Origin of the sequence: Pseudomonas sp. KBW05, from assembly GCF_003852405.1 — a bacterium.
Taxonomy (GTDB): domain Bacteria; phylum Pseudomonadota; class Gammaproteobacteria; order Pseudomonadales; family Pseudomonadaceae; genus Aquipseudomonas.
On record NZ_QAJM01000022.1, the window covers coordinates 170839 to 183112 of the forward strand.

General features: G+C 61.4%; 11 protein-coding genes. 9 read left to right on the forward strand and 2 right to left on the reverse strand.

Annotated features, from left to right (window positions below):
* Positions 1 to 37: 37 nt before the first annotated feature.
* Positions 38 to 2410 carry a hybrid sensor histidine kinase/response regulator gene (locus DBR46_RS21680; protein WP_124527841.1) on the reverse strand — a complete coding sequence of 791 codons (2373 nt, stop codon included), beginning with the start codon at positions 2408 to 2410 and terminating at the stop codon, positions 38 to 40.
* Between the two features lie 276 nt (positions 2411 to 2686).
* On the opposite strand from DBR46_RS21680, the gene DBR46_RS21685 reads away from it, so the two are divergent.
* The 4 genes from DBR46_RS21685 (at position 2687) to DBR46_RS21700 (ending at position 6207) form a co-directional block, all read left to right on the forward strand.
* The gene (locus tag DBR46_RS21685) at positions 2687 to 3484 is read left to right on the forward strand and encodes a hydroxymethylpyrimidine/phosphomethylpyrimidine kinase (protein ID WP_124527842.1); all 798 of its coding nucleotides are present in this window, start codon (positions 2687 to 2689) and stop codon (positions 3482 to 3484) included.
* 18 nt (positions 3485 to 3502) lie between these two features.
* Positions 3503 to 4126 carry a thiamine phosphate synthase gene (thiE, locus tag DBR46_RS21690; protein ID WP_124527843.1) on the forward strand — a complete coding sequence of 208 codons (624 nt, stop codon included), beginning with the start codon at positions 3503 to 3505 and terminating at the stop codon, positions 4124 to 4126.
* A 17-nt stretch (positions 4127 to 4143) separates the two neighbouring features.
* Positions 4144 to 5427: a glutamate-1-semialdehyde 2,1-aminomutase gene (hemL, locus tag DBR46_RS21695; RefSeq protein ID WP_124527844.1), complete on the forward strand. Its 1284-nt coding sequence runs from the start codon at positions 4144 to 4146 to the stop codon at positions 5425 to 5427.
* 225 nt (positions 5428 to 5652) lie between these two features.
* Entirely contained in the window at positions 5653 to 6207 is a 555-nt protein-coding gene (locus DBR46_RS21700) for a tetratricopeptide repeat protein (protein ID WP_124527845.1), read from the forward strand.
* A gap of 128 nt (positions 6208 to 6335) precedes the next feature.
* Here DBR46_RS21700 and DBR46_RS21705 read toward each other — a convergent pair whose 3' ends face one another.
* Positions 6336 to 6662 carry a DUF1820 family protein gene (locus DBR46_RS21705; RefSeq protein WP_017735645.1) on the reverse strand — a complete coding sequence of 109 codons (327 nt, stop codon included), beginning with the start codon at positions 6660 to 6662 and terminating at the stop codon, positions 6336 to 6338.
* 131 nt (positions 6663 to 6793) lie between these two features.
* Between DBR46_RS21705 and miaB the strand changes: the two genes are divergently transcribed.
* From miaB to lnt, 5 genes are all read left to right on the forward strand, one after another.
* The gene (gene miaB / locus DBR46_RS21710) at positions 6794 to 8122 is read left to right on the forward strand and encodes a tRNA (N6-isopentenyl adenosine(37)-C2)-methylthiotransferase MiaB (RefSeq protein WP_124527846.1); all 1329 of its coding nucleotides are present in this window, start codon (positions 6794 to 6796) and stop codon (positions 8120 to 8122) included.
* Between the two features lie 237 nt (positions 8123 to 8359).
* Positions 8360 to 9364 carry a PhoH family protein gene (locus tag DBR46_RS21715; RefSeq protein ID WP_124527847.1) on the forward strand — a complete coding sequence of 335 codons (1005 nt, stop codon included), beginning with the start codon at positions 8360 to 8362 and terminating at the stop codon, positions 9362 to 9364.
* A complete protein-coding gene (gene ybeY, locus DBR46_RS21720; RefSeq protein WP_124527848.1) occupies positions 9357 to 9815 on the forward strand; it encodes an rRNA maturation RNase YbeY in 459 nt (152 codons plus the stop codon). Before DBR46_RS21715 ends, ybeY begins: the two co-directional genes overlap by 8 nt.
* 40 nt (positions 9816 to 9855) lie before the next feature.
* Entirely contained in the window at positions 9856 to 10695 is an 840-nt protein-coding gene (locus DBR46_RS21725) for an HlyC/CorC family transporter (RefSeq protein ID WP_017735641.1), read from the forward strand.
* A gap of 8 nt (positions 10696 to 10703) precedes the next feature.
* The gene (lnt, locus tag DBR46_RS21730; RefSeq protein WP_124527849.1) at positions 10704 to 12227 is read left to right on the forward strand and encodes an apolipoprotein N-acyltransferase; all 1524 of its coding nucleotides are present in this window, start codon (positions 10704 to 10706) and stop codon (positions 12225 to 12227) included.
* The last annotated feature ends 47 nt before the right edge of the window (positions 12228 to 12274 follow it).

The window sequence follows — 12274 nt, forward strand, 5'->3', positions numbered from 1 at the left end:
AGCACCGGCACTGCGCTTAAAAAAGTGGCATAGGCGCCTAATGTCCGGCGCTTTCGCCCTCGACCTGGCACAGCACACAGCGCTCCAGCACCGCTTGCAACGCCTCGAAACGCACGGGTTTGGCCAGCCGTTCGGTGATGCCGATGCCGTGGCAGCGCTCACGGTCTGAGGTATTCAGCGATGAACTCAGGGCTATGACCGGCAGCTCACCGCAGCCGGGCAAGGCACGGATCTGACAACACAACGAGAAGCCGCCTTCAGGCACATCCAGCAATACCGCCTCGAACGTTTCCGCCTGCAAGGCCGCCAATGCCGCTGGGCCGCTGTCCACGGTTTTGACCCGGTAACCGAGCTTGAGCAGCATGCCGCGCACCGCCAACTGGCCGACGCTGTTGTCATCCACCAATAGCACTGCGCAATCCTGCGGCGCGCGCTGCGGGATCGGCCCGGCGGCTTTCGGCTCGGACGGCACCGGCTTGACCTCGACTTCCAACTGGAAGCGACTGCCCTTGAGCGGTTCGGAATGATGGGTCAGGCGCCCGCCCAATAACTCGATCAACTGCCGGCAAATCGCCAGGCCAATGCCCAGGCCACCGTATTCACGGGTGGTCGAACCGTCGAGCTGGAAGAAGCGCTGGTACAGCGTGGCCTCGTCGAGAAAGGCAAAGCCGATGCCACTGTCGGTGACGATAAAGCTCAGGCGCAGCGCACCCGCGCCATCGGGCATACCGACTACACGCACGCGTACGGCGCCCTGATGGGTGAACTTGAAGGCGTTATCCAGCAGGCAATCCAGGCACTGAGTCAGCTTGTCCGCATCGCCGATCACCCGGTCCGGCAGTTCATCCGCCACATCAATGGAAAACGCCAGGCCCTTGCTTTGCGCGCTGGCGCTGAATTGCTGGCGCAGGGTATCGAGCACGCCGCGCAGGCTGAACACTTGCGGCTGGGCGGTGAGTCGGCCGGCTTGCAGCTCGGTGAGGGTGAGGATGCCGTTGACCATGCGCATCATGTCCCGTGCCGAGCCGGCGGCAGTCTGCTGGTACTGCGCGAGGTCGTCGTCCAGGGGAACGGTTTGCATCAGTTCGAGGGAACCGATCACGCCGTTCATCGGGGTGCGCAGTTCGTGGGTCAAGGTGGCGAGAAATTCGTCCTTGAGCCGGTTGCTGCGGGCCAGTTGCTGGTTGAGCACTTCAAGTTTCTGGCTGGCATCGAACAGGATCTGCGCCTGCTGCTCGCGCATGCCGTTGATGCGATCCGCCAGGGCCAGGGACAACAGTGCTACCTCGATGGCCGAGCCGATCTGGCTGGCGTACATGGTGAGGAAGACGTTGGGCAGGTAGCCCAATACCATCATGGTGTTCACCACCCCACCGAGCAGGAAGGCCGACCAGGCAATGATGAAATACCGCGCCATGCGCTGGCCGCACAGCCAGGCTTTGATCGCGGCAATAAAGATGGTCACGGTGAACACCAGCGCCAGGCCGGTCGCCAGGCGCAGGGCCACGGCGTAACTGGTCAGCAGCGCCAGCGCCATCACCAGCGCGCCGCACGCGGCCAGCACCAGCAAGATGCGGTCGAGCCATCGGCTGTGCTGCGCGGTATGCAGGAAGCTGCGCGCGAACAAGCTGCCGAACAGCGCCGCCGAGCCAATCAGGAACGGCACCGCGGCATTCGTCCACCACGGGTTGTTCGGCCAGAAATACTCCACGGCCACGCCGTTGACCGACAGTTGGTACAAACCGAACGAGGCGATATAGAGGATGTAATAGAGGTAACTGGTGTCGCGCACGCTCAGGTAGATGAACAGGTTGTAGATCAACATGCCCAGCAAGACGCCGTAGATCGCGCCCAACACGTAGAGGCGCAGCGGCTGCTGTTCCAGGTAGGCGGTGCCGGCCCAGAGGGTCAGTGGCGCCTGGATCGAACCTTCACTTTGCAGGCGCAGGTAGATCGTCTCCTGCTGGTCGGGCACGAAATTGAGCTTGAACAGGTAGTTGCTCTGGCGCACTTCCCGGCTGGAAAACGGCAGCGCGCTGCCGGTACGGGTGCTAAGGCGGTAGGTGCCGGTGCTGTCGCTCTGGTACAGGTCCAGGTGATTGAGCGGCGGGTAGGCCAACTCGAGAAACCAGGTGCGTGGCGCGCGGGGATCCTTGGCCTGGTAATGCAGGTCGATCTTGAGCCAGAACACCGAACGCGAATAACCGGCATTGAGGGTGGCTTTGTCGTGGGGCTTGAACTGGGCGGTGTAAGCGGGGGAGCTGACTTCGGCGATGGTAAGGGCGTCGGTGGGGTCTTCGAGCACTTGCATCACTCGGCCCAGGGGCAGGCTTCGCGTGTCCTGGTTGAACCCGATGGCGTTGGCGAGCAGCGGCAACCCGCACAACAATAAGATCAAAAAATAGCGCATAGAGCCCCAGCGTGGCCTGTCCGGTTATGTCAAAAAGCCCCCATTCCTTTTGAGAAGACGTATACCGGCGATACTGTTAGTAATTTGGATCCACTCTAGCATAGCTGCTAAAGGCCACTAGAGGCCATGTAAATAAATTTTACAAAGGCTCTAGGACGGTACTTTCAGAGCATTTTTCCGTACCTGACGAGCGCCAAAAAAGTGCCACACGCGGGGCGAAATTCAACCATCGCCAGACAGCCACGCAAAAAGCGTTTGGTGGTAAGCTCGCGCACCATGAATATCTACAGCTCTCGCCCCGTTGTCCTCTGTCTCTCCGGCCATGACCCCAGTGGTGGCGCCGGCCTGCAGGCAGATATCGAAGCCCTGCTCGCCCAAGGCTGCCATGCGGCTCCGGCCGTCACCGCCCTGACCGTGCAGAACACCGTCAATGTCAGCGATTTCCGCGTGCTCGACCGCGAGTGGGTGCTGGCTCAGGCCAATGCCGTACTGGGCGACTCCGAAGTCGCGGCGGTCAAGCTGGGCATGCTCGGTTCCACCGCCATGGTCGATACCGTGGTCGAACTGCTGCAGGCGCACCCGCACCTGCCGGTGGTGTGCGACCCGGTGCTGCGCGCCGGTGGCGGTGGCAGCCTGGGCAAGGATGAAGTCGGCTATGCCATGCGCGAGCGGTTGTTGCCGCTGTCGCTGATTGCCACACCAAACCTGCCCGAAGCGCGCATCCTCGCCGAGCTGCCGGACGGCACCGCGGATGAATGCGCCGCGAAGCTGCTGCCGTATATCAGGCACCTGCTGATCACCGGCGGGCATGGCGACGAGCATGAAGTGCATAACCGTCTGTATAGCCGCGACGGCACGCAGCAGACCTTTACCTGCCAGCGCCTGCCGGGCAGTTATCACGGTTCGGGCTGCACGCTGGCCAGTGCGCTGGCGGGGCGAATCGCCCAGGGCGAAGGCCTGGTCAGCGCTGTGCAATCGGCCCTCAACTACACTTGGCGCACCCTGCGTGACGCCGAACAACTCGGCCAGGGCCAGTTTGTACCGCGCCGCCTGCCGCTGGATTTCTGCTCGTAAGACCAAGGGGCTTGCCCGATGAAACTACGTGGCCTTTACGCCATTACCGACAGCCAGCTGTTGGCCGGCAAATTCCTCGCCTACGTCGAAGCGGCGTTGGACGGTGGCGTGACCCTGTTGCAGTACCGCGACAAAAGCAGCGACGAAGCCCGGCGCCTGCGTGAAGCGGAAAAGCTGCGCGAACTGTGCTCGCGCTACAAGACCCAGCTGATTATCAATGACGACGCCGAACTGGCCGCGCGCCTGGGCGTCGGTGTGCACCTGGGCCAGACCGACGGCCCGCTGACGCCGGCCCGTGCGTTGCTCGGTTCCAAGGCGATCATCGGCAGCACCTGCCACAGCCAGATTGAACTGGCCGAACAGGCTGCGAACGAGGGCGCCAGTTACGTCGCCTTCGGTCGCTTCTTCAATTCCAGCACCAAACCCGGCGCCCCGGCGGCCACCGTCGAAATGCTCGCCCAGGCCCGCGCGCGCCTGCAGGTGCCGATCTGCGTGATCGGCGGCATCACCCTGGAGAACGCCGCACCGCTGGTGGCCCACGGGGCCGATCTGCTGGCGGTGGTCCACGGCCTGTTCGGTGCCGACAGCACCCAGGAAGTCACGCGCCGCGCCCGCGCCTTCAACGCCCTTCTTAAGATTTGATTTCAGAGAGCCCAATCATGTCCCGTTCCGAAACGCTGTTTGCCAATGCCCAGAAACACATCCCCGGCGGTGTGAACTCCCCCGTGCGTGCGTTCAAGAGCGTGGGCGGCACGCCGTTGTTCTTCAAGCATGCCGAAGGCGCCTACGTCACCGACGAAGATGACAAGCGTTACGTGGATTACGTCGGTTCCTGGGGCCCGATGATCCTCGGCCACAGCCACCCGGACGTGCTGGACGCCGTGCGCAAGCAACTGGAGCACGGCTTGTCCTATGGCGCACCGACGGCCATGGAAACCGAGATGGCCGACCTGGTCTGCTCGATCGTGCCGTCGATGGAAATGGTGCGCATGGTCAGCTCCGGTACCGAAGCCACCATGAGCGCGATCCGCCTGGCCCGTGGTTTCACCGGCCGCGACAGCATCATCAAGTTCGAAGGCTGCTACCACGGCCACTCCGACAGCCTGCTGGTGAAAGCCGGTTCCGGCCTGCTGACCCAAGGCGTGCCGAGCTCGGCCGGTGTACCGGCTGCATTTGCTAAACACACCCTGACCCTGCCGTTCAACGACATCGCCGCCGTCGAGCAGATGCTCAATGAAGTGGGCCAGGACGTGGCCTGCATCATCGTCGAGCCGGTGGCCGGCAACATGAACTGCGTACCGCCGGCGCCGGGTTTCCTCGAAGGCCTGCGCGAACAGTGCGACAAGCACGGCGTGGTGCTGATCTTCGACGAAGTAATGACCGGTTTCCGTGTGGCCCTCGGCGGCGCGCAGGCGCACTACGGCGTGACGCCGGACCTGAGCACCTTCGGCAAGATCATCGGTGGCGGCATGCCCGTCGGCTGCTTTGGCGGCAAACGCGAGATCATGCACCACATCGCGCCGCTGGGTCCGGTGTACCAGGCGGGCACCTTGTCCGGTAACCCACTGGCCATGGCCGCCGGCCTGACCACCCTGCGCCTGATCAGCCGCCCGGGTTTCCATGCCGAACTGACCGACTACACCACGCGCCTGCTCGACGGCCTGCAACAGCGCGCCGATGCCGCCGGTATCCCGTTTGTCACCACCCAAGCGGGCGGCATGTTCGGCCTGTACTTCAGCGGTGCCGACGATATCGTCACCTTTGATGACGTGATGGGCAGCGATGCCGACCTGTTCAAACGCTTCTTCCATCTGATGCTGGAAGGCGGCGTGTACCTGGCGCCGAGCGCCTTTGAAGCGGGCTTCACTTCGATCGCCCATGGCGAAGCCGAGCTGAAATTGACCCTGGATGCCGCCGAGAGCGCGTTCGCTGCCTTGAAATAAGCCCATGCACATTCTGACGCTGCCCGCGGTGGCGTCAGATTTGCTACTTTGCTTACAGACATTTCCTGGTTTTTTCGAGAAATCACCTGCAATCCGGCAGATAACTTGCCCAACCAGCAGAAAAACGAGTAAAGACTTTGTAAGCAGAGGCCTGCTTATTTCATAATGCGCGCTTATTGGATCCCGCGAGGGTCCGCGTGCCCCGTCAGAGGTAAGTCGATTCCCATGAAACGCACCGGCCGCACCCTGGTTCTGGGCTGCCTGTTGCTCCTTCAGCCGCTGCTGGCACATGCACAAGCAGGCGGCAACTCGTTGTTAATCCCAGCGATGGGTCGTTGCACCCTCAATACCCAGCCAGACAGCCAGGCCGAAGCCCTGAGCGCGTGCCAGAAACAGGCCGACGGCGGGGATGCGCAGGCACAATACGAGTTGGGTGAGTACTTCCACGACAGCCAGAACCCCGCCCGCGACCTCAACAAAGCCCTGAGCTACTTCGAGAAAGCCTCGTTGCAGGGCCATGCTGAAGCCCAATTCAAGCTGGGCACCATGTTCTTCCATGGCGAAGGCGTGCCGGCCAACAACGTCCAGGCGTATATCGTGCTGAAAATGGCGGCGGTCAACGGTGCCGAGGATGCGCTGGATACGGCCGACGAAGTGGCCGAACACATGCAGCGTGATGAGTTGGAAGTGGCGACCCAGGTGCTGGGGCAGATCTTTCGCAATTATCTGCAGGAATTGCAGAGTGCGGATGGGCGTTCGCCGTTTTCACCCCTGCCTTAAATCTTTTGTGCCTTTGAAGGCCTCTTCGCGAGCAAGCCCGCTCCCACATTTGAATGCATTCCAAAGTTGGAACTCGGTCAAATGTGGGAGCGGGCTTGCTCGCGAATGGCGCGACGCGGTCTAAAGCCCTACTTCTCAGGCATCGGCATCGGAAACGGCATCACATTGCCCATGCCCCGCGCCTCGCTGATCTTCGGCGTGCCCAGGCGCTCGACTTCATCGATGCGCACAATCGAATGCATCGGCACAAAACTGCGTACCACGCCCTCGAACTGAGCCTTGAGCTTCTCTTCGCCCGGATCGACGACCAACTGGGTGCGCTCGCCAAAGACGAACTCCTCCACCTCCAGGAAACCCCACAGATCGCTCTGATAGATCTGCTTGGCGTACATTTCGAACACCTGGCCCTGGTTGAGGAAAATCACCTTATAGATTGGAGCTTCACGTTTGGTCATGGTGGGCGAGCAACACATCGGGGATATAAAAGAGGGCGCGAACTATAGCATGGCACCCGATGCACAACGCTAGGAACCAATGGGCATGCCCCCTATAATGCGCGGTTCTTTACCACCAGTTGACGATCCCCATGGCCAAGAAGCTTTACATCGAAACCCACGGTTGCCAGATGAACGAGTACGACAGCTCGCGCATGGTCGATCTGCTGGGCGAACATCAGGCCCTGGAAGTCACCGCCCGTGCCGAAGATGCCGACGTGATTCTGCTCAATACCTGCTCGATCCGCGAGCGGGCCCAGGACCGTGTGTATTCGCAGCTGGGCCGCTGGCGTGAATTGAAACTGGCGAACCCGGAGATGGTGATCGCCGTCGGCGGTTGCGTGGCCAGCCAGGAAGGCGCCGCGATCCGCGACCGCGCGCCCTATGTCGATGTGGTCTTCGGCCCGCAAACCCTGCACCGCCTGCCGGAAATGATCGACGCTGCGCGCATCACCAAGCTGCCGCAGGTTGATGTGTCATTTCCTGAAATAGAAAAGTTCGACCATTTGCCCGAACCGCGCATCGACGGGCCGAGTGCCTACGTGTCGGTGATGGAAGGTTGCAGCAAGTACTGCACCTTCTGCGTGGTGCCCTACACCCGCGGCGAAGAAGTCAGCCGGCCGTTTGATGATGTGCTGTCGGAAATCATCCACCTCGCCGAAAACGGCGTGCGTGAAGTGACCCTGCTGGGCCAGAACGTCAACGGCTATCGCGGCCTGACCCATGACGGCCGCCTGGCCGACCTGGCGGAGCTGATCCGCGTGGTCGCCGCCGTCGAAGGCATCGAGCGCATCCGCTACACCACCTCGCACCCACTGGAATTCTCCGACAGCCTGATCCAGGCCCACGCCGACGTGCCGGAACTGGTCAAACACCTGCACTTGCCGGTGCAATCGGGCTCGGACCGCATCCTGTCGGCGATGAAGCGCAACCACACCGCCCTGGAGTACAAATCCAAACTGCGTAAATTGCGCGCGGCGGTGCCGGGTATCTGCATCAGTTCGGACTTTATCGTCGGTTTCCCGGGCGAAACCGAGAAAGACTTCCAGCAGACCATGAAGCTGATCGAAGACGTCGGCTTCGACTTTTCCTACTCGTTCGTCTACAGCCAGCGCCCCGGCACACCGGCCGCCGACCTAGTGGACGAGACCCCGGAAGAACTGAAAAAAGAGCGCTTGAACGCACTGCAACACCGCTTGAATCAGCAAGGGTTCGAGATCAGCCGACAAATGGTTGGCTCGATCCAGCGCATCCTGGTCACCGACTATTCGAAGAAGGATCCGGGCGAGCTGCAAGGGCGCACCGAGAACAATCGAATCGTCAACTTCCGTTGCGATAATCCGACCCTGATCGGGCAGTTTGCCGACGTGCACATCGACGCGGCGCAACCGCACTCGTTGCGGGGCTCGTTGATCAACTGATCGCAAAAACCTGAAGACAAATGAAGACCAAATGTGGGAGCTGGCTTGCCTGCGATAGCGGTTCAACAGGCAGCCTCTATTTTGGATGTGCCGGCCCTATCGCAGGCAAGCCAGCTCCCACAGGGGTTCTTCATTGGTCTGGAGAGTGAAGCCAGCCCATTTAAGTGCTTTCGCACACCGGCCACTGGCGTTATTCTCTATTTCACCTCAACAGCCAAAGGGCGGCTAAAAGCGACCTTGAACGCACCCATCGTAGAACCCCATCGTTTTCTCCTCGAGCCGTTTGAGGCTCGCCGTTTCGCCAACCTGTGCGGACAATTCGACGAGCACCTGCGCCTGATCGAACAACGCCTGGGCATCGAGATCCGCAATCGCGGCAATCAGTTCGAGCTCATTGGTGAAACCCTGCACACCAAATCCGCAGAAAACCTGCTGCGCCGCCTCTACCGCGAAACCAAGGGTAGCGAGCTGTCGCCAGAAACCGTGCACCTGTATTTGCAGGAATCGGCTGTGGAAGACTTGGCTAACAACCCCGTAGCTGAAGCCAGCGTGGCTCTGCGTACCAAGAAAGGCATGATTCGCCCAAAAGGCTTGAATCAGCAGAAGTACGTCAAGGCAATCCTCGGTAACGACATCAATTTCGGCATCGGCCCCGCCGGTACCGGCAAGACCTACCTGGCCGTGGCCTGTGCCGTGGATGCCCTTGAGCGCGAGCAAGTGCGCCGCATCCTGCTGGTGCGCCCGGCAGTCGAAGCGGGCGAAAAGCTCGGTTTCCTGCCCGGCGACCTCGCACAGAAAATCGACCCGTACCTGCGCCCGCTCTACGACGCGCTGTACGAGATGCTCGGTTTTGAATACGTGGCCAAGCTGATCGAGCGCCAGGTGATCGAGATCGCCCCGCTGGCCTACATGCGCGGCCGCACCTTGAGCAACAGCTTCATCATCCTCGACGAAAGCCAGAACACCACGGTCGAGCAGATGAAGATGTTCCTGACCCGCATCGGGTTTGGCTCCACGGCCATTATCACCGGCGACATCACCCAGGTTGACCTGCCCAAGGGCACCAAGTCGGGCTTGAGCCATGTGATTGAAGTGCTCAAGGACGTGCCGGGCATCAGCTTCACGCACTTCTCGCCCAAGGACGTGGTGCGCCACCCGCTGGTGCAGCGCATCGTCGAAGCCTACGAGCGCTTCGAACACCGTGACGATGGTTTGTCCAAGGACGCTCGCCGCGATGCTTGAGCTAGACCTGCAGCTGGCCACCGAAGCGCCCGCCCCCAGCGAAGCACAGTTCCGTCAATGGTGCGCCCTGGCCCTGCGCCAGCGCACCGCCGACTCGGAGCTGACTATCCGCCTGGTGGACGAGCCCGAAGGCCGCGAACTGAACCACACCTGGCGCCAGAAGGATTACGCGACCAACGTGCTGTCCTTCCCGGCCGACGTGCCTGATGAGTTACTGGACATCCCACTGCTGGGTGACCTGGTGATCTGCGTCGAAGTCGTCGAGCGCGAGGCAAAGGAACAAGGCAAGGCACTGGAAGCCCATTGGGCACATCTGGTCATCCACGGCTGCTTGCATCTCTTGGGTTACGACCATATAGACGATGACGAAGCCGAGGAAATGGAAACACTGGAACAAACGTTGCTTGCTGAATTGGGTCATCCAGACCCGTACGCAGATGACGAAAACTAAGACACTCAACTGAAACAACAAAGGATTTAGAGTAATCGCTATGAGCGAAGACCGATCGAGCAACGGGCAGAAGTCATGGCTGGGTAAACTGACCCAGGCTTTTGCCCACGAGCCGAAAAACCGCCAGGAGCTGCTGGAGCTGCTGCGCGAGGCCCACCAGAACAAATTGCTGGACAGCGAAGCGCTGGCCATCGTCGAGGGCGCCATCCAGGTCGCTGACCTGCAAGTACGCGACATCATGGTCCCGCGCTCGCAGATGATCAGCATCAAGGCGACCCAGACCCCACGGGAATTCCTCCCGGCCGTGATCGACTCGGCGCACTCGCGCTACCCGGTGATCGGTGAAAGCCACGACGACGTCATGGGCGTCCTGCTGGCCAAGGACCTGTTGCCGCTGATCCTCAAGGAGAACGGCGACAACTTCAACATCAAGGACCTGCTGCGCCCGGCCACCTTCGTGCCCGAATCCAAGCGCCTGAATGTGCTGCTGCGCGAGTTCCGCGCCAACCACAACCACATGGCCATCGTGATCGACGAATACGGCGGCGTGGCGGGCCTGGTGACCATTGAAGACGTGCTGGAACAGATCGTCGGCGACATCGAAGACGAGCACGACGTCGAAGAAGACAGTTACATCAAGCCGCTGCCCAGCGGTGATTTCCTGATCAAGGCGCTGACGCCGATCGAGAACTTCAACGAGTTCTTCGACAGCGAATTCTCCGACGATGAATTCGACACCGTGGGCGGCCTGGTGATGAATGCGTTTGGCCATCTGCCAAAACGCAACGAAACCACCGAGATCGGTGCGTACCGCTTCCGCATCCTCAATGCGGACAGCCGTCGTATCCACTTGATCCGCTTGACCCCTATTGCCCGCTAAGGATTGATATGCGCCGTCTGACCCGCCCCGGCTGGCCCGGTAATTTGCTGGCCGTGGTGGCCGGCGCCATCACCACCCTGGCGCTGGCGCCGTTCGATCTGTGGCCATTTGCGCTGATCGCCGTCGGACTGTTCTATATCGGCCTGCGGGAACTGAGCCCACGCCAGGCCTTGGGCCGTGGCTGGTGTTTTGGTTTCGGCCTGTTTGGCGCCGGCACCAGCTGGATCTACTACAGCATCCACCACTTCGGCGGCGCTTCGGTGCTGCTGGCGGGCCTGCTGATGCTGGCGTTTACCGCCGCCATCGCCCTGTTCTTCGCCCTGCCCGCCTGGTTGTGGGCACGCTGGCTGCGCCGAAATGAAGCGCCGCTGGCCGACGCGTTGACCTTTGCCGCCTTGTGGGTCGGCCAGGAAGCGTTTCGTGGCTGGTTCCTCACGGGCTTCCCATGGCTCTACTCTGGTTACAGCCAGCTCGACGGCCCACTGACCGGCCTCGCACCGCTGGGTGGGATGTGGCTGATTTCCTTCGCCCTGGCGCTGACCGCCGCCGTACTGTGCAACCTGCCGCGCCTGTTGGCGAGCAAACGCAACGCCTTTATCGGCGCGGGCCTGGTGTTGCTGGTGGCACCATGGGCTATCGGCCTGGCACTCAAGCATCACGCCTGGACCACGCCGTCCGGCGCACCGCTGACCGTCGCCGCGATCCAGGGCAACGTCGCACAAAGCATGAAGTGGGACCCCGAGCAGCTCAATGCGCAGCTGGCGCTGTACCGCGACATGAGCTTCGCCTCCAAGCCGGTGGACCTGCTGATCTGGCCGGAAACCGCCGTGCCGGTACTCAAGGAGTCGGTTGAAGGCTACCTGGGGATGATGGGCAAGTTCGCCGCCGACCGGCACAGCGCGCTGATCACCGGCGTGCCGATTCGCCAGGAAGTGCATCACCACAAGCGCTACTTCAACGGCATCACCGTGGTCGGCGAAGGCGAGGGCACTTACCTCAAGCAGAAACTGGTGCCGTTTGGCGAGTACGTGCCGCTGCAAGACATGCTGCGCGGGCTGATTGCCTTCTTCGACCTGCCGATGTCGGACTTCGCCCGCGGCCCAGCAGACCAGCCGATGTTGCAGGCCAAGGGCTATCAGATTGCACCGTTCATTTGCTACGAAGTGGTGTACCCGGAGTTCGCCGCGGGTCTTTCCGCCCGCAGCGACTTGTTGCTGACCATCAGCAACGACACCTGGTTCGGCACGTCCATCGGCCCCTTGCAGCACCTGCAAATGGCGCAGATGCGTGCACTGGAAGCCGGCCGCTGGATGATCCGTGCCACCAACAATGGCGTGACCGGCCTGATCAACCCGTACGGGCAGATCACGGCGCAGATCCCGCAGTTTGAGCGTGGGATTCTTTACGGTGAAGTGGTGCCGATGCACAACCTCACGCCGTACCTGCAATGGCGGTCGTGGCCGTTGATTATTGTGTGTGTGCTGCTGTTTGGCTGGGCGCTGTTGGCCGGAAGAATGGCCAAGACGGTCTAAAGGACACCACAAAACCCATGTGGGAACGGGCTTGTGTGGGAGCGGGC

Bases quoted from the DNA above. Each gene is read 5' to 3' on its own strand.
- DBR46_RS21680 (WP_124527841.1), bottom strand. From the start codon at position 2,410: ATGCGCTATTTTTTGATCTTATTGTTGTGCGGGTTGCCGCTGCTCGCC.
- DBR46_RS21685 (WP_124527842.1), top strand. From the start codon at position 2,687: ATGAATATCTACAGCTCTCGCCCCGTTGTCCTCTGTCTCTCCGGCCAT.
- thiE (WP_124527843.1), top strand. From the start codon at position 3,503: ATGAAACTACGTGGCCTTTACGCCATTACCGACAGCCAGCTGTTGGCC.
- hemL (WP_124527844.1), top strand. From the start codon at position 4,144: ATGTCCCGTTCCGAAACGCTGTTTGCCAATGCCCAGAAACACATCCCC.
- DBR46_RS21700 (WP_124527845.1), top strand. From the start codon at position 5,653: ATGAAACGCACCGGCCGCACCCTGGTTCTGGGCTGCCTGTTGCTCCTT.
- DBR46_RS21705 (WP_017735645.1), bottom strand. From the start codon at position 6,662: ATGACCAAACGTGAAGCTCCAATCTATAAGGTGATTTTCCTCAACCAG.
- miaB (WP_124527846.1), top strand. From the start codon at position 6,794: ATGGCCAAGAAGCTTTACATCGAAACCCACGGTTGCCAGATGAACGAG.
- ybeY (WP_124527848.1), top strand. From the start codon at position 9,357: ATGCTTGAGCTAGACCTGCAGCTGGCCACCGAAGCGCCCGCCCCCAGC.
- DBR46_RS21725 (WP_017735641.1), top strand. From the start codon at position 9,856: ATGAGCGAAGACCGATCGAGCAACGGGCAGAAGTCATGGCTGGGTAAA.
- lnt (WP_124527849.1), top strand. From the start codon at position 10,704: ATGCGCCGTCTGACCCGCCCCGGCTGGCCCGGTAATTTGCTGGCCGTG.